At 50.2% G+C, this 21058-nt stretch carries 18 protein-coding genes; 1 reads left to right on the top strand and 17 read right to left on the bottom strand.

Annotation, left to right across the window (positions count from 1 at the left end):
- Positions 1–39: 39 nt before the first annotated feature.
- The 17 genes from accA to rpsB form a co-directional block, all read right to left on the bottom strand.
- Positions 40–999 carry an acetyl-CoA carboxylase carboxyl transferase subunit alpha gene (accA, locus tag AC1DUO_RS17605; protein ID WP_013574209.1) on the bottom strand — a complete coding sequence of 320 codons (960 nt, stop codon included), beginning with the start codon at positions 997–999 and terminating at the stop codon, positions 40–42.
- 12 nt (positions 1000–1011) lie between these two features.
- Positions 1012–4494, bottom strand: a complete 3483-nt coding sequence (gene dnaE / locus AC1DUO_RS17600; protein WP_153376606.1) for a DNA polymerase III subunit alpha — start codon at positions 4492–4494, stop codon at positions 1012–1014.
- A gap of 83 nt (positions 4495–4577) precedes the next feature.
- Complete coding sequence (gene rnhB, locus AC1DUO_RS17595) at positions 4578–5174, bottom strand: ribonuclease HII (protein ID WP_037035141.1); 597 nt, start codon at positions 5172–5174, stop codon at positions 4578–4580.
- On the bottom strand, positions 5171–6319 hold the full coding sequence (lpxB, locus tag AC1DUO_RS17590) for a lipid-A-disaccharide synthase (protein WP_037035142.1): 1149 nt from the start codon (positions 6317–6319) through the stop codon (positions 5171–5173). Before lpxB ends, rnhB begins: the two co-directional genes overlap by 4 nt.
- Before the next feature lie 18 nt (positions 6320–6337).
- Positions 6338–7126, bottom strand: coding sequence for an acyl-ACP--UDP-N-acetylglucosamine O-acyltransferase (gene lpxA / locus AC1DUO_RS17585; protein WP_013574205.1), 789 nt, complete (start codon positions 7124–7126; stop codon positions 6338–6340).
- 3 nt (positions 7127–7129) lie between these two features.
- Positions 7130–7618 carry a 3-hydroxyacyl-ACP dehydratase FabZ gene (gene fabZ / locus AC1DUO_RS17580; protein ID WP_086935265.1) on the bottom strand — a complete coding sequence of 163 codons (489 nt, stop codon included), beginning with the start codon at positions 7616–7618 and terminating at the stop codon, positions 7130–7132.
- A gap of 114 nt (positions 7619–7732) precedes the next feature.
- Positions 7733–8755, bottom strand: a complete 1023-nt coding sequence (gene lpxD, locus AC1DUO_RS17575; protein ID WP_477988141.1) for a UDP-3-O-(3-hydroxymyristoyl)glucosamine N-acyltransferase — start codon at positions 8753–8755, stop codon at positions 7733–7735.
- 2 nt (positions 8756–8757) lie between these two features.
- Positions 8758–9255, bottom strand: coding sequence for a molecular chaperone Skp (gene skp / locus AC1DUO_RS17570; RefSeq protein WP_013574202.1), 498 nt, complete (start codon positions 9253–9255; stop codon positions 8758–8760).
- Positions 9256–9407: 152 nt separating this feature from the next.
- Positions 9408–11828 (bottom strand): outer membrane protein assembly factor BamA, encoded by a 2421-nt coding sequence (gene bamA, locus AC1DUO_RS17565; protein ID WP_477988139.1) that lies wholly within the window; start codon positions 11826–11828, stop codon positions 9408–9410.
- A gap of 36 nt (positions 11829–11864) precedes the next feature.
- Complete coding sequence (gene rseP / locus AC1DUO_RS17560; protein ID WP_013574200.1) at positions 11865–13220, bottom strand: sigma E protease regulator RseP; 1356 nt, start codon at positions 13218–13220, stop codon at positions 11865–11867.
- Between the two features lie 42 nt (positions 13221–13262).
- The gene (gene cdsA, locus AC1DUO_RS17555) at positions 13263–14111 is read right to left on the bottom strand and encodes a phosphatidate cytidylyltransferase (protein WP_013574199.1); all 849 of its coding nucleotides are present in this window, start codon (positions 14109–14111) and stop codon (positions 13263–13265) included.
- A gap of 9 nt (positions 14112–14120) precedes the next feature.
- Positions 14121–14879: a (2E,6E)-farnesyl-diphosphate-specific ditrans,polycis-undecaprenyl-diphosphate synthase gene (gene ispU, locus AC1DUO_RS17550; RefSeq protein WP_013574198.1), complete on the bottom strand. Its 759-nt coding sequence runs from the start codon at positions 14877–14879 to the stop codon at positions 14121–14123.
- Positions 14880–15168: 289 nt separating this feature from the next.
- The gene (gene ispC, locus AC1DUO_RS17545) at positions 15169–16365 is read right to left on the bottom strand and encodes a 1-deoxy-D-xylulose-5-phosphate reductoisomerase (RefSeq protein ID WP_112152492.1); all 1197 of its coding nucleotides are present in this window, start codon (positions 16363–16365) and stop codon (positions 15169–15171) included.
- A gap of 158 nt (positions 16366–16523) precedes the next feature.
- Positions 16524–17081, bottom strand: coding sequence for a ribosome recycling factor (gene frr, locus AC1DUO_RS17540; RefSeq protein WP_013574196.1), 558 nt, complete (start codon positions 17079–17081; stop codon positions 16524–16526).
- 108 nt (positions 17082–17189) lie between these two features.
- Positions 17190–17921: a UMP kinase gene (pyrH, locus tag AC1DUO_RS17535; protein ID WP_013574195.1), complete on the bottom strand. Its 732-nt coding sequence runs from the start codon at positions 17919–17921 to the stop codon at positions 17190–17192.
- A 160-nt stretch (positions 17922–18081) separates the two neighbouring features.
- Positions 18082–18933 carry a translation elongation factor Ts gene (gene tsf / locus AC1DUO_RS17530; protein WP_013574194.1) on the bottom strand — a complete coding sequence of 284 codons (852 nt, stop codon included), beginning with the start codon at positions 18931–18933 and terminating at the stop codon, positions 18082–18084.
- A gap of 147 nt (positions 18934–19080) precedes the next feature.
- Positions 19081–19806 carry a 30S ribosomal protein S2 gene (rpsB, locus tag AC1DUO_RS17525; RefSeq protein WP_013574193.1) on the bottom strand — a complete coding sequence of 242 codons (726 nt, stop codon included), beginning with the start codon at positions 19804–19806 and terminating at the stop codon, positions 19081–19083.
- Positions 19807–20173: 367 nt separating this feature from the next.
- Between rpsB and map the strand changes: the two genes are divergently transcribed.
- Positions 20174–20965: a type I methionyl aminopeptidase gene (map, locus tag AC1DUO_RS17520; RefSeq protein ID WP_477988134.1), complete on the top strand. Its 792-nt coding sequence runs from the start codon at positions 20174–20176 to the stop codon at positions 20963–20965.
- Positions 20966–21058 lie beyond the last annotated feature (93 nt).

Raw genomic sequence — 21058 nt, 5'->3', positions numbered from 1 at the left:
GCCACGCAATGCGTGGCCTTTCGAAAATCACGTTCAGGATCAGCAGTAGCCGTAAGTCATCAGACGCTGATAACGACGGTTACGCAGCTCTTCCGTACTCAGCACATCCAGATCGCTCAGATCAGCTTCAAGTTGTGCACGCAGAGAAGCAGCCATCGCTTCTACGTTACGGTGAGCGCCACCCAAAGGCTCAGGGATCACAGAGTCGATCAGTTTCAGCTCTTTCAGACGCGGTGCAATGATGCCCATCGCTTCCGCGGCCAGAGGGGCTTTATCCGCACTCTTCCACAGAATTGATGCACAACCTTCCGGCGAAATAACCGAATAGGTGCTGTATTGCAGCATATTAACTTTATCACCCACACCAATCGCCAGTGCACCACCTGAACCACCTTCACCGATAACGGTGCAGATAACCGGGACATTCAGACGGGACATTTCGCGCAGGTTACGGGCGATCGCTTCAGACTGACCACGTTCTTCAGCGCCCACGCCCGGATAAGCGCCCGGTGTGTCGATGAAGGTGATGATTGGCAGTTTGAAACGCTCAGCCATTTCCATCAGACGTAGCGCTTTGCGATACCCTTCCGGGGCGGGCATGCCGAAGTTACGACGAATTTTCTCTTTCGTTTCACGGCCTTTCTGATGACCAATGATCATCACGGCACGTTCGCCCAAACGAGCAATACCGCCAACGATAGCTTTATCGTCTGCGAATGCACGATCACCCGCCAGTTCATCAAAATCGGTAAAGATATGTTTGATGTAATCAAGCGTATAAGGACGACGAGGATGGCGTGCCAGTTGGGCAATTTGCCAGGCACCCAGATCAGAGAAAATCTTACGGGTCAGTTCAACGCTTTTCTCGCGCAAGCGTGCAACTTCTTCGTCCAGATTAATATCTAATTTTTCGTCTTGACGGCTGACTGCAGTCAGCGAGTCAATTTTCGCTTCCAGTTCCGCAATCGGCTGTTCAAAATCAAGAAAATTCAGACTCATAGCATTCCTATTTTAGTCAAATTCCAGTTCCACCTGCTCAGTACCGACCAGGCCTCGCAAATCCAGCAACAGTTTGTCCGTTGGCGTAACACGCCATGACGCCCCGAATCGTAGCCGGGCTCTTGCGTTTTCTCGTTGGTAATACAGATGCACTGGTATCGTCCCCGATCGATGTGGTTCCAACGATTGGCGGAGACGGTTCAAAAGCTGGTCATCAATTTGCCTGTCAGTCAGCGAGATAGCAAGACCGCGAGCATATTTTTCCCGTGCTTCACTGATGTCCATTACATCGCGGGCCATCATTTTAAGCCCGCCACTGAAGTCATCAAAGCTGACCTGTCCTGTGGCGATAAGGATACGGTCTTTTTCCAATAAATGCTGGAATTTTTCCAACGCTTCGGTGAACAACATCACTTCCAGACGACCGGAACGGTCATCAAGTGTACAGATCCCAATGCGGTTACCCCGCTTGGTGACCATGACACGCGCAGCGAGGACCAGCCCCACTGCGACGGTCATTTTGCCCCGTTCCGTCGGATGCATATCTTTTAAACGCTGGCCGCCGCCATAACGTTCAATTTCTTTCAAATATTGTGTGATCGGATGGCCGGTCAGATACAAGCCGAGCGTCTCACGTTCGCCATCCAGAACAGTTTGTTCCGGCCATGGCATCACATTCGCGTAAGATTTCTCAACCTGCTCAGGTGCTTCTGCAAGCACACCAAACATATCAACCTGACCAATCGCCTCGGCTTTGGCATGTTGATCAGCGGCTTTCAATGCGTCGCTTAGGGAACTCATCAACGCGGCACGGTGTGGTCCCAGGCGGTCAAACGCCCCGGACATGATCAGCTTCTCGAGAATACGTTTGTTCAGTTTTTTGACGTCAGCACGCGCGCAGAGATCAAACAGTTCTTTGAAATAGCCGCCTTCGTTACGCGCTTCAATAATGGCTTCAATCGGACCTTCACCCACGCCTTTAATCGCGCCGATGCCGTAAACAATTTCGCCTTCATCATTCACGTGGAAATGATACAGACCGCTGTTGATATCAGGCGGTAAAATCTTCAGCCCCATACGCCAGCATTCATCCACCAGCCCGACCACTTTCTCGGTATTATCCATATCAGCCGTCATTACCGCCGCCATGAACTCCGCAGGATAGTGCGCTTTCAGCCACAGCGTCTGATACGAGACCAAAGCGTAAGCCGCCGAGTGAGATTTGTTAAAACCGTAACCGGCAAATTTCTCTACCAGGTCAAAGATTTTAATCGCCAGTTCGCCGTCAATACCCCGAGATTTGGCCCCCTCTTCAAAACCACCGCGCTGCTTGGCCATCTCCACCGGGTTTTTCTTACCCATTGCACGGCGGAGCATGTCTGCACCACCCAGCGAGTAACCGGCCAGAACCTGCGCAATCTGCATAACCTGTTCCTGATACAGGATGATGCCGTATGTCGGCTCCAGCACAGGTTTCAGGGATTCATGCTGCCACTGGATATCCGGATAAGAAATCTCTTCACGACCATGTTTACGGTCAATAAAGTTATCCACCATGCCGGACTGCAATGGCCCAGGGCGGAACAGCGCGACCAGTGCGATCATATCTTCGAAGCTGTCGGGCTTCAGACGTTTGATCAAATCTTTCATGCCGCGGGATTCAAGCTGGAATACCGCCGTGGTTTCCGAGCGTTGCAGCATGTCGAAGCTTTTTTTATCATCCAGCGGGATGGCCGCAATATCCAGCGGTGCCTCACCGGCTTTCGCGCGGCGGGCGTTGATCATCTCCAGCGCCCAATCGATGATGGTCAGCGTACGCAGACCGAGGAAGTCGAACTTCACCAGACCCGCGTATTCCACGTCATTTTTATCGAACTGCGTGACCGGGTGATTACCTTCTGCGTCACAATAAAGCGGCGCGAAATCAGTGATTTTGGTCGGCGCAATCACCACACCACCGGCATGTTTACCGGCATTACGGGTTACACCTTCCAGCTGACGCGCCATATCGATCAGCGACTTAACTTCTTCGTCAGCCTCGTAAATCTCTGGCAACTGCGGCTCAGCGGCAAATGCTTTTTCAAGCGTCATCCCCGGATCAGGAGGCACCAGTTTGGAAATGCGGTCAACGAAACCGTAAGGATGGCCCAGAACACGCCCCACATCGCGGATCACCGCTTTGGCCGCCATGGTACCGAAGGTGATGATCTGCGAGACCGCTTCGCGGCCATACATTTCTGAAACGTGATCGATAACCCGGTCGCGTTTTTCCATGCAGAAGTCGACGTCAAAGTCGGGCATGGAAACACGTTCAGGGTTAAGGAAACGTTCGAACAGCAGGTCAAACTCGAGCGGATCCAGATCGGTGATTTTCAGGGCATACGCCACCAGAGAACCCGCACCGGAACCACGCCCCGGCCCGACAGGCACGCTGTTATCTTTCGACCACTGGATGAATTCCATTACGATCAGGAAGTAACCGGGGAAACCCATCTGGTTGATAACTTTAAGTTCGATGTCCAGACGCTCGTCATATTCAGGGCGTCTTTGTGCACGAACTTCCGGATCCGGGAATAAAAACTCAAGGCGCTCTTCCAGCCCGATTTTTGATTTTTCGACCAGAAAATCTTCAGTGGTCATGTCACCGGTAGGGAACTGCGGTAGAAAATATTCGCCCAGACGGATGGTGACATTACAGCGTTTGGCGATTTCCACGCTGTTTTGCAGAGCTTCAGGCAAATCCTCGAACAGCTCGCACATTTCATCTTCACTGCGCATATATTGCTGTGAAGTGTAATTGCGCGGACGTTTAGGATCATCCAGTGTAAAGCCATCGTGGATCGCAACACGAATCTCATGGGCATCAAAGTCGGCCGGCACCATAAAGCGCACGTCGTTGGTTGCCACCACCGGCAAACCGCGTTCTGTCGCCAGTGCGACCGCCGCATGCAGATAGTTTTCTTCTTCTGCCCGACCGGTACGGATCAATTCGAGATAATAGCGATCAGGGAAATACTGCTGGTAGAAATCCAGGCACTGACTGACTTGCAAATCATTTCCGCGGGTCAGAAACTTACCGACATCACCCATTCTCGCGCCGGAAAGCAGGATCAAACCTTCATTGAGTTCTGCCAGCCATTCGAGGTCGACGATCGGCCCGGCTGCGCCGTAACCGCGCTGATATGCTCTGGAAATCAATAATGTCAGGTTCTGGTAACCCTGATTATTCATCGCCAGAACAGTCAGTTGGGCCAGTTCATCACCCAGAATTTCGCTTTGGACATTCAGGTCTGCACCGATAATCGGTTTTACACCTGCGCCATGTGCCGCACCGTAAAATTTAACCAGTCCGCACAAGTTAGTGAAATCGGTAATCGCCAGAGCAGGCATGCCGAGTGACGCTGCGCATTTCACCAGCGGACCGACCTTCGCAAGCCCATCCACCATGGAATAGTCGCTATGTACACGCAGATGAATAAAACGAGGTTCGGCCATATCCAGAGTCCAGAAATGAGTGAATTAAAGGTTTGTGTGCCCGTCTTTTTTAGCAATAAAAACGGGCAGGAACAAATGACGCGTTATGCCAGTCCGAGCGCGCGTTTCACCGGTGAAAAACTTCGACGGTGGTGTGTAGTGGCTCCAAGACGGGCAAGACTTTCAAGATGCACCGGCGTCGGATAGCCTTTGTGCTTCGCAAAACCATATTCAGGGAACTGAAGATCCAGTTCAACCATTTCGCGGTCGCGGGTGACTTTAGCCAAAATTGAGGCTGCGCTAATTTCAGCGACTTTGCTGTCCCCTTTCACTATCGCCTGTGAAGCCATCGGAAGTTTAGGGCAGCGATTGCCGTCAATCAGCACCATATCAGGCGTAATACACAAACCGGCAACGGCTCTTTGCATTGCCAGCATGGTGGCATGCAAAATATTCAGTTCATCAATTTCATGTGGTTCAGCGCGCCCGAGACTCCAGGCCAGCGCTTTCTCTTTGATTTCGATGTATAACGCCTCACGGCGCTTTTCAGAGAGTTTCTTGGAATCTGCCAGCCCGGCAATCGGGTTAGCAGGATCAAGAATCACAGCAGCGGTGACGACTGCCCCCACTAAAGGACCACGCCCCACTTCATCCACGCCTGCAATACAGACAGCTTGTGGATAGATAAATACATCACTCATCGCTTTGCCAGCTCCATGACAGCCTGAGCAGCCTGTTCGTCTGCGTCACGGCGGATACTTTCATGCAGTTCCAGGAACGTCTCACGCAGTTCCCGGCTTTTCTCACCACCAGCCAATAAAGGCAGCAACGCAGCAGAAAGTTTGTCAGGTACACATTCGGTTTGCAGTAATTCGGTGACAATTTCCCGCCGTGCCAGCAGATTTGGCAATGAAACATACGGCGTTTTCACCAGACGTTCCGCCAGCCAGAAAGTGAAAGGCTTCATACGATAACCCACAACCATCGGGCATTTTGCCAGCATACATTCCAGCGCTGCCGTTCCCGATGCCAGTAAAGCGGCATCACTGGCGATCATCGCTTCCCGACCTTTCCCATCGAGCAAATGCGCAGGAAGATCAGGGGCTATTTCAGCCTTGATCCGTTCAAACTGCTCGCGACGTTTGGCATTCACCAGGGGCACAACGACATGTAAATCAGGATAAGTCTGTCGTAGCTGCAAAGCTGTTTTCAGAAAATCCGCGCTGAGCATTTCCACTTCAGCGTGACGACTTCCCGGCAGCAAAGCAAGGCAATGCACATCTTCAGGAATACCGAGTGACAAACGTGCAGCCTGTTTATCAGGATGCAGCGGCATCGCATCGGCCATCGTATGACCAATGAAACGACAGGGAACATTGAATTTGTCATAAAACGCTTTTTCGAAAGGCAGGAATGCCAAAACCAGATCCGTTGCCTTGCCGATTTTGAAAACACGTTTTTGACGCCAGGCCCAGACAGACGGGCTGACATAGTGAATAGTACGCAGACCGCGCTGCTTCAAACGACCTTCAAGCGTGATGTTGAAGTCAGGAGCATCAATGCCCACGAACACATCAGGCTTCAGTTCGCTAAAACGACGGGTCAGATCTTTGCGGATTTTCAACAAGCGTGGCAGCCGTTCAAGAACTTCCACCACGCCCATTACCGCCAGTTCTTCCATCTCGTACCAGGCTTCGCATCCTTCCGCCTGCATCAGCGGACCCGCGACACCCACAAAACGGGCATCAGGATGATGCTTCTTCAAGGCTCGAATCAGCCCGGCGCCAAGAATGTCACCGGACGTTTCACCGGCCACCAGGCCAATTGTCAGAACAGGCTTTTGCATTGTTTTCCGTAGCGCAGATCAGCGAATAATACCGCGCGTTGAGCGGTCAAAGAAATCACTGAAAGGTTTAGCTTTCGGGAATTCAGCCGCGATAGCAGCGATTTCCGGTTGTGCTTCTTCCAGCGTTTTACCGCTGCGGTACAGTAACTTATAAGCATTGCGAATAGCGTGCAGATCGGCTTTTTCGAAACCACGTCGCTTAAGCCCTTCGATATTGATGCCGAAAGGTGTCGCATGGTTACCTTGCGCAATGACAAACGGAGGAACATCCTGAGCAACCCCGGAACATCCACCCACCATCACATGCGCACCGATAATACAGAACTGATGCACTGCCGTCATGCCGCCAATGATCGCGAAATCATCAACCTCAACGTGACCACCGAGGGTCGCGTTGTTCGCCAGAATACAGCGATTCCCAATGACACAATCGTGGGCAATATGTGCGTTAACCATCAACAGGTTATCACTACCCACTTTTGTCAGACCACCGCCCTGAACGGTACCACGATGAATGGTAACGCTCTCACGAATATTGTTGCGATCGCCGACCTCAACGCGTGTTGGTTCACCGGCATATTTCAGATCCTGGTTAATTTCACCAATGGAAACGAACTGAAAGATGCGGTTATCGCGACCAATTTTGGTCACGCCATTAAGAACTACGTGTGATTTAAGCTCGGTGCCTTCACCAATTTCTACCTGGGAACCCACGTAGCAGAAAGGACCGATATGAACTCTGGCACCGATAACAGCACCGTCTTCAACAATAGCGCTTGGATGAATAAAGGCGGTTTTATCAATCATGTATTAAGACTCCCGGCGGCGGGCGCACATCATTGATGCCTCGCAAGCGATCTCGCCATCGACTTTCGCGACACCTTTGAAACGAGCAACGCCACGACGCTCTTTAATGAATTCAACTTCCAGAACCATCTGGTCACCCGGCAGGACCGGACGTTTAAAGCGTGCATCGTCGATTGCTGCAAAATAATACAATTCGCCAGGTTCCAGTTTTCCAACGCTTTTAAATGCCAGAATGCCGGTGGCCTGAGCCATTGCTTCCAGAATCAAAACGCCCGGGAAAATCGGTTTACCCGGGAAATGGCCCTGGAAGAACGGTTCGTTAAAAGAAACGTTTTTCACAGCGCGCAAAAATTTCCCTTTCTCAAAATCCAACACGCGATCAACCAGCAAGAACGGGTAACGGTGTGGCAGTAAATCCAGTATCTCTTCAATATGCAGAGTATGAGTGTCAGTAGTCAAAATACTCTTCCTGTCTATAAAAACTGATGGCATCAATAACACGGCCTGCCAGACCCCAAAAGAAGGTCATCAGGCAGGCCGCAAATAGGAACGTATGTCGCAGGTTCACTCAACGAAGGGAACACAAAGCAGCACCGTAGGTGGTAATTAATCTTTTTCGATTTTACGCTCGACAGCTTTGAGGCGTTTATTCATCTCGTCGATATTCATTACCAATGCAGCCGTCTTACGCCAAACTTTATTCGGTTGTAACGGGATACCGGAGGAGTATACCCCAGGTTCAGTGATTGGTCGCATTACCATTCCCATTCCCGTCACTACGGCCTGATCACAGATTTCCATGTGACCATTGATAACACTGGCTCCGCCGATCTGGCAGTAGCGTCCAATTTTCAGACTACCGGCCATAATAACACCGCCAGCGACCGCCGTATTGTCTCCAATCACGACGTTGTGTGCAATCTGACATTGGTTATCAATGATGACGCCATTGCTAATGATAGTGTCATCCAGTGCGCCACGGTCAATCGTGGTACAGGCACCGATTTCAACACGGTCACCGATAATGACAGTACCTAACTGTGGGATTTTAACCCAATTACCACGATCATTGGCATAACCAAAACCATCAGCGCCGATCACAGTACCTGACTGAATCAAGCACTGCTCGCCGATTTCAACGCGGTGATAAATAGAAACATTGGCCCACAACCGTGTGCCAGCGCCTATTTTTGCCTCTTTACCGATAAAACAGCCTGCACCGATGACAACATTGTCACCCAATACAACGCCTGATTCGATGACTGCATTTGCGCCAACCGAGACATTCTTACCTAATGTTGCACTGTCTGAAATCACCGCACTCGCCGCGATATCCACTGCCGGTGCTGGCGTGGTATCCAGCAATTGCGCCATCCGCGCATACGTCAGGTAAGGGTTTTTAACCACTRATGCCGCTGTAGGGCAAAATGGCAGATCCGCTTCGGTCAACACTACGGCGCCTGCATTGCAGGAAGCCAACTGTTCACGGTAACGGCTGTTTGATAAAAACGTGATTTGCTCAGAGTGTGCGGAATGCATTGAAGCAACGCCGGTGATGGCAATTTCGCCATCACCGTGCAATTGTGCATCCAACTGCTGTGCGAGATCAGCCAGTCGAATTGAAGACATGTTTATTTAACCTGTTTCAGCACATCAGCAGTAATGTCTTTGCTATTGTCAGCATATGCAATGGCATTAGCATCGATAACAACGTCATAACCTTCTTTACTTGCTACAGTTTTTACAGCGTCCTGAATACGGCTCAGGATTTTGTTGCGCTCTTCGCCCTGACGACGACGGTTGTCCTGGTCGAATTGCTGCGCTTTTGCAGAGAATGCTTCACGCTGAGCCATTACGTCTTTTTCAAGTTTAGAACGGTCGCTGGCTTTCATTGTAGAGCCATCGCGTTGCAGACGTTGCATTTTGGTTTGCAGATCACGTTCCTGAGATTGCAAATCTGTCGCACGGCTTTTGAACTCGTTTTCCAGCTGTTTTGCTACAGCTTCACGAGCAGGCATTTGTTGGAAAATACTTGCTACGTTAACGATAGCAATTTTATCAGCAGCCTGAACGCTAGCTGAAGAAGCCATAACTAAACCGAGGCCTGCGGCATATAACCACTTTTTCACTATAAACTCCTTCCATCACCCGTTGTGCCATATGGCACATTAAATTACACAAAACACCTGACATGAAAACAATACACGGGCCGAAACCCGTGTATGAGATTTATCATCAGGCCATTGCGATTCTGCTGGACAACTTCTGCCCGGACAGAACGTTACCAGGTTTTACCAATGTTAAACTGGAACTGTTCTGCCTTATCGCCTTCATATTTCTTGACCGGTTGTGCGTAGGAGAAGACCAATGGTCCAAGTGGAGACATCCACTGCAACGCAAGACCCGAAGAAACACGAATGTTACCTGGTTTACTGTAATCAGGAACGCCTGCCGCAATAGTCTGCGGGGTGTTTTCCCAACCTGTATCCCAAACAGTACCGCTGTCCACGAACAGGGAAGTACGCAATGAGTTAGCGTATTTCTCGCTAACAAATGGAGTCGGAACAATCAGTTCAGCACTCAATACTGCCATTGCGTTACCGCCAACTGCGTCGTTTGAGTTATCAATCGGACAGCCGCTGTAAGATGTGTTAGCCGTAGTACATTTGTAGTATGCCGCTTTTGGACCAATGGTGTTCGACTGGAAACCACGAACACTGCTTGAACCACCGGCATAGAAGTTGTCGTAGAACGGCACTTCTTTACCGCCAAGACCGTCTGCGTAACCTGCACGCGCACGGCCCATCAGCACCCAGTCACGATCCTGATTTAGCGGCATATAACTGGTTGAATCAAATGTAATTTTATAATATTCGTTATCAGAACCCGGAACGGTTACTTTACCGTTCAGGCTGGCTTTCGTCCCCGATGTTGGGAAGTAGCCACGGTCGAGATTGTTATAACCCCAGCCGAGGTTGGCGAAGAAATCATTCGCACTAAAGTCAGCATCAGCATTGTCACTGGTGGTCACCGGCGGTTTCAGCCCAACAGAGTTCAGATAACGGAACATAGCGATCTGTGGTTCCATATTGGACAGATCGTTGTGTACGTAATCCAGACCCAGGCGCAATGAGTTATTTTCATTGATTGGGAAACCAAGATTACCGCCAATACCATAACTTCTGTTGGTATAGCTGGACAGGTCCGCATCATCAGCTTTGAAGTCGTTATAGAAGATACGACCACCCAGACTTACGCCATCAACGGTGAAGTAAGGGTCAGTGATAGTGAATTCTGCATATGTCTGGTAATCGTTTTTAGTACCGCTGATGCCAACAGAATTACCCGTACCCAGCCAGTTATCCTGCTGGACACCCACCTGGAAGCTGACACCACTCTCAGTACCGTAACCCACACCAAAGTTGAAGCTACCGGTGTTACGTTCTTTCACTTTGTAGACAACATCAACCTGATCAGGCGAACCTGGAACACGCTGCGTATCAACATCAACCGTTTCGAAATAACCCAGACGGTTCAGACGCTCTTTACCTTTATCGACCAGATCGTTGCCCAACCAGGCACCTTCCATCTGACGCATTTCACGGCGCAGTACGCTGTCCTTACTGGTGTCATTACCTTCAAAACGGATATGACGTACATAGAAACGGTTCCCCGCATCAACGTTGATATGCAGTTTGACGGTCTTGTCTRCATCATTAATTTCTGGCTGTGTAGTCACACGCGGATAGGCATAGCCATAACGACCCAGCATCTGCTTGATGTCGTTTTCCATTTTGGTGACTTTGGCGCCGTTATACAGCTCGCCTTTATCAATTTTAGTCAGGCTTTGAACTTCTGCTGAGTGACCCGCCATGCTGCCAGTCACTTCAACGCCAGAAAGTTTGTATTGCTCACCTTCTGTGATGTTCAGCGTAATKTAGATGCCTTTTTTGTCCGGCGTCAGGCTGACCTGAGTCGAATCAATGTTGAAACGGGCATAACCGCGATCCAGATAGAAACTACGCAGGGTTTCAAGGTCACCCGCGAGTTTTTGTTTCTGATATTTACGGTCACCGACCACGTTCCACCATGGCACTTCATCACGCAGCTGGAAGCGTGAAATCAGATCATCGGTCGTAAAGGCATGGTTACCAACAATGTTGATCTGCTGAATTTTGGCAGAAACACCTTCGGTGAAGACCAGCTTCAGATCAACACGGTTACGTGGCAAAGGGGTCACAACCGCTTTTACCGATGCACTGTATTTACCGACGCTGTAATAGAAGTCTTCGAGACCTTTCTCGATGCTGCCGATGGTTGTACGGTCAAGGGCTTCGCCAACACGGACGCCAGAGGCCTCCAGGTTTTGCTTCAGCATGTCATCTTTCACCGATTTGTTACCGGAGAAAGTAATGCTGGCAATAGTTGGACGTTCTTTGACCTGAACAATCAGAGAATTTCCATCGCGCAGGACACGAACATCCTCGAAGTTGCCAGTGGCAAACAATGCACGAATGGTATTACTGATATCATCGTCAGTCACCGTATCACCGACGCGAACCGGCATATTGAGTAACGCCGCACCGACGGCAACTCGCTGCAGGCCTTCGAAATGAATATCTTTCACTACGAAACCGTCTGCACCGTATACGGTGGCGCTGCCAAACAGCAGCGACGCTATGAGCAACTTTTTGATCGCCATCGTTGTTATGCGTTCTTCCTAACCTAATCTCCGGCCTTAAAGACGGGAGAAATCATTGAAAAGTGCAAGCCCCATCAACAACACCAGCAAAACTGAACCAATGCGGTAACTGAAGTCCTGAACTCGCTCGGAAACTGGCCCACCTTTAAGCTTTTCTATTGCGAGAAACAGCAGGTGTCCACCATCTAATACCGGTAATGGGAAGAGGTTGATGATCCCCAGATTGACACTAATGAGTGCCAAAAACGTGAGGTAAGACACCAAACCATATTCAGCTGACATTCCTGCGCCCTGTGCGATGGATATTGGGCCACTCAGATTGTTCAGCTTCACATCTCCGGTAATTAACTTACCCAGCATGCTCACTGTGAGTTTCATCAGTTGCCAGGTTTTATCCCCGGCCTCATAAAACGCCACAAACGGGCCATACTGACGGATTGTTTTATATTCATCAGGCAGCGGTATCACTTTCGGTACCACACCAGCAAAACCCTGTATCTTGCCTTTACCTGCGGACTTCGTGTCCGGCGTCAGTGTTAACGCGACGGGATTCCCCGCCCGCTCAACTTCCAGTGCAATTGGTTTACCCGGATTGTCACGTACCTGTATGACAAACGACTGCCAGCTTTCCAGAATCTGACCATCGACTTTAACGATCCTGTCCCCGGCTTGCAAACCCGCCTTTTGCGCGGCTGAATCTGGCTGCACCTCCTGCAGAACAGATTCTATCTGCGGCCCTCTGGGAATCATACCCAGAGACACCACCGGATCCTGCTTTTCAGGATCAAACTGCCATTGACGCAAATCCAGAGTTTTCTCAACGACCTGGGACGAGCCAAATTGCGCCACATCAACCGTCGTTTGATCATCACCAATTTCGCCGACTAACGCCATACGAACTGAATCCCAATCAGGCGTTTCGATACCCGCAACAGATTTTAGTTCCATTCCGGGTGAAATATTGGATTGTGCGGCAATTGAATTTGCAGTGACATTTGCCACGACAGGACGCACGCTCGGCACGCCGATGACGAAGATCAGCCAGTAAGCAAAAACAGCAAAAATGAAATTGGCGATCGGCCCGGCGCTGATGATAGCAGCGCGCTGCCAGATTTTTTTGTTATTGAAAGATTGGTGGCGGAATTCAGGCGCTACAGCCTCGACGCGCTCGTCGAGCATCTTAACGTAGCCTCCGAGAGGAATGATGGCCAGAACATACTCTGTTCCCTGACGGTCAGTCCGGCGCCATAGCGCGCGTCCAAAACCGACAGAAAAACGTTCGACACGCACACCACAACGACGAGCAACCCAGAAATGGCCGAACTCGTGCACGGTGATAAGCACCCCCAATGCGACGATAAAGGCGGCCAGGCTCCAGAGTATGTTCATCATATGTCTAACTATTCCTTAGGAAACTTCACCGTCACAGACGGATTAATACACTAACAGCATCAGACAGGCGAATACAGGCACCGCAGCCGTCAGGCTGTCGATACGATCCAGTATTCCGCCGTGACCAGGGATCATATGACCACTGTCTTTGATCCCTGCCTCGCGTTTAAACATACTTTCCGTCAGGTCGCCCAGCACAGAAGCCAGCGCGGCAACAACGGAACAAATCAATAAGGTCGACGGTACCACATCAAGTGGTGCATAGCGGCCAAATAACCAGGCTATGAGGGCTGAAGTCAGAAGACCGCCAGCAAACCCTTCCCAGGTTTTCCCCGGGGATACTTTAGGCGCCAGTTTATGCTTACCAAATAATTTACCAAACAGGTAAGCGCCGGAGTCTGCCCCCCAGACCAGTAGCATCACATATAACAACCACCATGCGCCAGTATGATGATTTTCTGCATAACCGTATTGGCGCAGTGCGACCATACCCCAGAAAAACGGCACAATAGTCAGTATGCCAAAGACTAAGCGCAGCACACGGGAATGGCGCCAGAAGGCTGCCGAAGCAGGATATCCAACCACCAGCACCAATGCCAGACACCACCACGCAAGCGCAGCCCATAATGAGCCTCCGACTTGCAACAGATGCACGCTTTGCTGGTAAGCAGGTATGCTCAGCATCATCGCTGCCAGCAGGAAACCACATAATATAGCCAGCCAGATGCGCTGATTACGGCTTGCAAAACCGGCCAGTTGCCCCCACTCCCACGCTGCCAGCATGCACACAACTAACGTCACGATGGCAAAACCGACAGGCGGTAATAAAAAGAGTGCTGCAATAACAATCGGTATTAAAATCAGAGCTGTGATAATGCGATACTTCAGCAAATGTTCTCCCTAGGACGCATTGGCGCCGATAGGTGTAGTCCCCCCGAAGCGGCGCTCGCGTTGTGCAAAAGCAGTCAGCGCACCTTCAAAGGTATTTTCATCAAAATCAGGCCAGAGGACATCGGTAAAGTAGAGCTCCGCGTAGGCAATTTGCCACAGCAAAAAGTTACTGATCCTATGTTCCCCACCGGTTCTGATCACCAAATCGACGGGTGCCAGTTCGCTCATACAGACCGCTGAATTCAGCAATTCTTCTGTAATCTGTTCTGCCCGCAGCGTGCCGGCTTCAACCTGACCCGCCAGAGTCTTAACGCCTTGAATAATATCCCATCGGCCACCGTAATTCGCGGCAATGTTCAGGGTAAGACCGTCGTTATTTTGAGTCATTGTTTCTGAACGACGAATGCGTTCCTGCAGACGAGCACTAAAGCGACTGACGTCGCCAATGACCCGAAGCCTGACATTATGTTTATGCAAGCTTTTGACTTCACTGTCTAATGCACGGACGAACAACTCCATCAATGCGGAGACTTCCTGGGCCGGACGATTCCAGTTTTCACTACTAAAGGCATAAAGCGTGAGTGCATCAAGGTGATGACTGGCAGCAAAACTTACCGCTTTGCGCACCGACTTCACTCCCGCTTTATGACCGAATACCCTCATTTTACCCTGACGTTTTGCCCAGCGTCCGTTACCGTCCATGATAATGGCAACATGGCGAGGTTGAGAGCAATACATATCAGACATCTGTTGATTTTCGAGGGACATAACGCGTACTCATTTCCTTTTATCAGAACACAGCGGCTTTCTGGCTGGCATAACATTCTTCTGGCTGACGACGCCACAACAGTTAGCTGGCGGCACACCTTTCTGTCGCTGGTGCGACTACACGCGCAAAAAAGCCGTGTCCCCCTTGCAGGCACGGCTTACACTGACAGATCACCGATTCCACCTTTAACACTCAGGCCCTGAAAAGCCAAATCTACTGTCAGTGTGGCGCAGACTATACCATTTCAATGTGATGCTAACAAACTGCTGCATAAGTACAAAAACAGCCTTATAGCGCAAATGTATGAAGTTTCTCACGTGCACTGGCTCTCGCCTGCGCGTCGATCTCCAACACTTCCTCAACAGAATCAGGTTCAGCGCTCACTAACTGCTCCATCACCTGACGATTCAGGCCAGCAATGTCAGTAAAACGAATCTCACCATTGAGGAACGCGGCCACCGAAATTTCATTCGCGGCATTCAGTGCCGTCGTCGCTGCCTGCCCGGTGTTGCTGGCTTCGATAGCCAATTGCAAACAAGGATAACGTGCGTAATCCGGTGCACTGAAAGTCATCGCACCCATTTTACAAAAATCCAACGCTTCGACGTCAGTTCTGACTCTGTGCGGATATGCCATGGCATGCGCAATTGGGGTACGCATATCCGGCGAGCCAAGTTGAGCCAGCACGCTGCCATCGCAATAACGCACCATGGAATGGATCACGGATTGCGGATGGATAATCACTTCCATCTCAGCAGCAGAGGCATTAAACAACCAGCGGGCTTCAATATACTCCAGCCCTTTATTCATCATGGTTGCCGAGTCGACGGAAATTTTACGCCCCATCGACCAGTTGGGATGCGCGCAAGCCTGATCAGGAGTGACATCGCGAAATTTATCCAACGGCAGTTCGCGGAACGGGCCACCAGACCCGGTTAAAATAATGCGGGAGATCCCGTGGCTTTCGAGGGAAGCATATCCCAGCTGTTTTTGAATGGATTCAGGTAAACTCTGGAAAATAGCGTTATGTTCACTGTCGATAGGCAATAGCTGAGACTGACTATGGCGGACAGCGTCCATAAAAATGCGCCCGCAGGTCACCAGCGATTCTTTGTTAGCCAGAAGCACCTGTTTACCGGCGCGGACAGCAGCGAGTGTCGGTAACAAGCCCGCAGCCCCCACGATAGCCGACATCACCTGATCCACATCATCAAGAGCGGCCAGTTCAGTCGCCGCATCGGGTCCGGAAAGCACCTCGGTACGGCTTCCCTGTTCAGCCAGAATGGCTCTCAGCGCACGGGCAGAAGATTCATCCGCCATCGAAGCATAGGCAGGGTGAAACTCAAGACACTGCTGCGCCATAACGTCAACATTGCGCCCTGCAACCAGTGCTTTAACGGAGAAATCGTCAGGGTTAGACCGGACAACGGAAAGCGTGCTGGTGCCGACAGACCCTGTCGAACCAAGAATAGTCATTTGTTTCATGAAAATGCCCGGGATAGCGCTCGTAAATTCGGAAAGTGCACAGTCTGAAACCTCTTATCTGGCTTGTCCATGAGATTGTTCGAACAGGTAAAAAATTTAAAGCCCGATAAAAGACAAAGCGCCGCAATTGCGGCGCTTTGGAAGAAATTCAAGCCGGATTAGAACTCCATTAACTCGGCTTCTTTCTCGCTCAGAGCAACGTCGATTTTCTTGATGAAAATATCAGTCAGTTTCTGAATATCGTCCTGGGAACGGCGATCTTCGTCTTCGCTGATTTCTTTATCTTTCAACAGTGCTTTGGTTTTATCGTTCGCATCGCGGCGGACGTTACGGACAGAGACACGGCCCTGCTCTGCTTCGCCACGCACCACTTTGATCAAGTCTTTACGACGTTCTTCGGTCAGCGCTGGCAATGGAACACGAATTGTCGCGCCTGCAGAAGACGGGTTCAGACCCAAATCAGAGGTCATGATCGCTTTTTCAACAGCAGCGCTGATAGAGCGGTCAAAAACAGAGATTGCCAGAGTACGGGAATCTTCCACCGTCACCTGTGCCAGCTGACGCAGAGGCGTTGCTGAACCGTAGTATTCCACCATGATGCCATCCAGGATGCCCGGAGATGCACGGCCGGTACGGATTTTGCTGATATGCGTTTTGAATGATTCAACGCATTTTTCCATGCGAATTTCAGCGTCTTTTTTGATTTCGTTAATCACGTTGTGAACCTTTGAAAGCTGATTACCTGGCAGACCATAACATCAGTATAGTCCGTGAATACTCATGCCAGCAGAGGCTGGCTGAACGTAATGTTCAATTGTGAAGGATCACTCCGCTTTAGAAATCAGCGTTCCTTCATTTTCACCCATCACCACGCGACGCAGTGCACCAGGCTTATTCATGTTGAAAACGCGAATTGGCAGATTGTGATCGCGGGCCAGCGTGAAGGCCGCCAGATCCATCACTTTCAATTCCTGTTCCAACACTTCCTGATAGGTCAGTGTTTCGTAGAGTGTCGCTTCCGGATTTTTCACCGGGTCGGCAGAATATACGCCGTCAACTTTGGTCGCTTTTAATACCACATCAGCTTCGATTTCGATCCCGCGCAGACACGCTGCTGAGTCAGTGGTAAAGAAAGGATTGCCGGTACCGGCGGAGAAAATCACCACACGGTTATGACGCAGCAAACTGATGGCTTCTGCCCAGCTGTAATTATCACAAACACCGTTCAAAGGGATTGCAGACATCAGGCGTGCGTTAACATAGGCGCGGTGTAATGCATCACGCATTGCCAGGCCATTCATGACAGTCGCCAGCATACCCATATGGTCGCCTACAACACGATTCATGCCCGCCTGTGCCAGACCCGCGCCACGGAACAAGTTACCGCCGCCGATCACAACACCTACCTGAATGCCGAGTTCGACCAGCTCTTTTACTTCCTGAGCCATGCGATCTAATACACTCGCGTCGATACCAAAACCTTCACTACCCTGCAGGGCTTCGCCACTGAGTTTGAGCAGGATACGTTGATAAACGGGTTTCGCATTGGTAGCCATGGTGTCTGTCCTAGAAGCAATGTGTCTTAATGGATAGTCAGTCTTTACATCATAGCGCTGTCTGAATGACATTCACGCACAATGTAATAGGAATTTGGGGCTGGATAAAACGGAACCGCCCTTTCGCAGCGGTTCCATTTTAGGGTGTATCAGATACTGATTAAGACTGTTTAGTCATTGCTGCAACTTCAGCAGCAAAGTCAGTCTCAACTTTCTCGATACCTTCGCCCACTTCGAAGCGGATGAAGTTAGTCACGTCTGCGCTATGTTCTTTCAGAACCTGGCCCACAGTTTTGCTTGGGTCGATAACGAAAGGCTGACCAGTCAGAGAAACTTCGCCGGTGAATTTCTTCATGCGGCCTTCAACCATTTTCTCTGCAATCTCTTTTGGCTTGCCAGACTGCATCGCGATGTCCAGCTGAACCTGGTACTCTTTTTCTACCACTTCGGCAGACACATCTTCAGGCTTAACGAATTCTGGTTTGCTTGCTGCAACGTGCATAGCAATTTGCTTAACCAGTTCTTCATCAGCGCCTTTAGCAGCAATCAGAACGCCGATACGAGCGCCGTGCAGGTAGCTGCCCAACACGTCGCCTTCAAGGATTTGAACGCGGCGAATGTTGATGTTCTCACCGATTTTAGCAACCAGCTGAATACGTTCTTCTTCGAACTGAGCTTTCAGGACTTCAACATCAGTCACTTTGCCTGCAACAGCAGCGTCCAGTACTTTGTCAGCGAAAGCCTGGAAACCAGCATCTTTAGCCACGAAGTCAGTCTGGCAGTTAACTTCCAGAATCACGCCGAAGTTACCTTCGATTTTGGTTTTGATCACGCCGTCAGCAGCTACGTTGCCTGCTTTTTTCGCCGCTTTGATCGCGCCAGATTTACGCATGTTTTCAATTGCCAGCTCGATGTCGCCGTTAGCTTCAACCAGAGCTTTCTTACAATCCATCATGCCAGCGCCAGTACGTTCGCGCAGTTCTTTTACCAGGGCAGCGGTAATATCAGCCATTGTATTTTCCTCGATTATCTCAGTGCAAAAAGGGTTTTTGCGGTGAGATATTTCTCGCATTTAAGATAAGCAAAGGGGGCCAATAAAGGCCCCCTAACCAACATATTTCAATACCTGGTTAATAAGGGCTCTGCTGAGCTTGCCTTATTATTCAGCTTCTACGAAGCTTTCTTCTGCCTGAACAGCCAGATCTTGCGAACGGCCTTCACGAACAGTGGCAGCAACAGCGCTCAGGTACAGATTTACTGCACGGATTGCGTCATCGTTACCTGGGATAACAAAGTCAACGCCATCCGGATCGGAGTTGGTATCAACAATGGAGAATACCGGGATACCCAGGTTGTTAGCTTCTTTGATTGCAATGTGTTCGTGATCAGCATCGATAACGAACAGAGCATCAGGAAGACCACCCATATCCTTGATACCACCCAGGCTGTTTTCCAGCTTAGCCAGTTCACGAGTACGCATCAGCGCCTCTTTCTTGGTCAGCTTCTCGAAGGTGCCGTCCTGAGACTGAATTTCCAGATCTTTCAAACGTTTGATGGACTGACGAACTGTTTTCCAGTTAGTCAGCATGCCGCCCAACCAGCGATGGTTCACGAAGAACTGGTCGCAGTTGTGTGCAGCTTCTTTTACCGCTTCGCTTGCTGCGCGTTTAGTACCAACGAACAGGATCTTACCTTTACGGGAGGAGATCTTCTGCAACTCAGCCAGAGCTTCGTTGAACATTGGAACAGTTTTCTCAAGGTTGATGATGTGAACCTTGTTACGAGCGCCGAAGATGAATGGCTTCATTTTCGGGTTCCAGTAACGGGTTTGGTGACCGAAGTGAACACCGGCCTTGAGCATGTCGCGCATGGAAACAGTTGCCATGATAAAACCTCTATTAAGTAGTTGGGGTTATGCCTCCACGTATCCCATACAACCGACCCTGCAGAACGAATTCCCAAGGCACCCCGGCGTATGTGTCGATACGTGTGTGTTATTACTTACGTTAATAAGTACACAATGAGTGATTTTGGCTTTAATCCCTCAGAGTCGTAAGACCCAGAGCGGATTGCCGGCGCGCTTTATACCATAAATAACGGCCCGGCAGCAACTTTTGTTCACCGGATTGCTTCCCGGGAAATGATAGTTTGGCAGCAAATATCAGGGCTGATACCATAAGCCACAGCTAATTATTGACGACATCGGTGTAGAAATAAAGCACACCTGATGCACAGAACCCGCAGGACAACACATGGCTATTTCAATCAAAACCCCTGAAGACATCGAAAAAATGCGCGTTGCTGGCCGTCTGGCCGCGGAAGTGCTGGAAATCATTGAGCCTTTCGTTAAACCGGGCGTCAGCACCGGCGAGCTGGATCGCATTTGCGCCGATCACATCGTGAACAAGCAACAGGCGGTTTCTGCCTGCCTGGATTACCACGGCTTCCCGAAATCTGTCTGTATTTCCGTTAACGAAGTGGTGTGCCACGGTATTCCGAGCGAAGACAAAATTTTGAAAGATGGCGACATCGTCAACATTGATGTCACGGTCATTAAGGATGGTTTCCATGGTGACACCTCCAAAATGTTCATCGCGGGTAAACCGACGATTCTGGGTGAGCGTCTTTGCCGTATCACGCAGGAAAGCCTGTATATCGCACTGCGCCYGATCAAGCCAGGTATCCGCCTGCGCACGTTGGGTAAAGAGATCCAGAAGTTCGTTGAAGCCGAGAAATTCTCTGTGGTACGCGAATATTGCGGTCACGGCATCGGTGAGGGTTTCCACGAGGAGCCTCAGGTACTGCATTACGATGCGGATGACGGCGGTGTTGTGCTTCAGGCGGGTATGGCGTTTACCGTTGAACCGATGGTCAACGCAGGCGATTACCGTATCCGCACCATGAAAGACGGCTGGACAGTAAAAACTAAAGATCGCAGCTTGTCGGCTCAGTACGAGCATACTATTGTGGTGACAGATAACGGTTGTGAAATTATGACGCTGCGTAAGGATGACACCATTCCGGCTATCCTGACGCACGACTAAACAGTCACCCGCTCTGCGGAGAGGGTATAAATCTGTGAATCAAGCCGGCGAAAGCCGGTTTTTTTTATCTTTCACGTTTATTGGTCTCTCACG

This window comes from Rahnella sp. P4_A8 (genome assembly GCF_056402435.1).
This window is presented reverse-complemented; position numbering and strand designations above follow the sequence as displayed.

Excerpts from the sequence above, each read along its gene's own strand:
- pyrH (WP_013574195.1), bottom strand. The coding sequence starts at position 17,921 with ATGGCTACCAATGCGAAACCCGTTTATCAACGTATCCTGCTCAAACTC.
- rpsB (WP_013574193.1), bottom strand. The coding sequence starts at position 19,806 with ATGGCAACTGTTTCCATGCGCGACATGCTCAAGGCCGGTGTTCACTTC.
- fabZ (WP_086935265.1), bottom strand. The coding sequence starts at position 7,618 with ATGCCATCAGTTTTTATAGACAGGAAGAGTATTTTGACTACTGACACT.
- rnhB (WP_037035141.1), bottom strand. The coding sequence starts at position 5,174 with ATGAGTGATGTATTTATCTATCCACAAGCTGTCTGTATTGCAGGCGTG.
- dnaE (WP_153376606.1), bottom strand. The coding sequence starts at position 4,494 with ATGGCCGAACCTCGTTTTATTCATCTGCGTGTACATAGCGACTATTCC.
- lpxA (WP_013574205.1), bottom strand. The coding sequence starts at position 7,126 with ATGATTGATAAAACCGCCTTTATTCATCCAAGCGCTATTGTTGAAGAC.
- accA (WP_013574209.1), bottom strand. The coding sequence starts at position 999 with ATGAGTCTGAATTTTCTTGATTTTGAACAGCCGATTGCGGAACTGGAA.
- ispC (WP_112152492.1), bottom strand. The coding sequence starts at position 16,365 with ATGAAACAAATGACTATTCTTGGTTCGACAGGGTCTGTCGGCACCAGC.
- lpxB (WP_037035142.1), bottom strand. The coding sequence starts at position 6,319 with ATGCAAAAGCCTGTTCTGACAATTGGCCTGGTGGCCGGTGAAACGTCC.
- rseP (WP_013574200.1), bottom strand. The coding sequence starts at position 13,220 with ATGATGAACATACTCTGGAGCCTGGCCGCCTTTATCGTCGCATTGGGG.
- ispU (WP_013574198.1), bottom strand. The coding sequence starts at position 14,879 with ATGTCCCTCGAAAATCAACAGATGTCTGATATGTATTGCTCTCAACCT.
- tsf (WP_013574194.1), bottom strand. The coding sequence starts at position 18,933 with ATGGCTGATATTACCGCTGCCCTGGTAAAAGAACTGCGCGAACGTACT.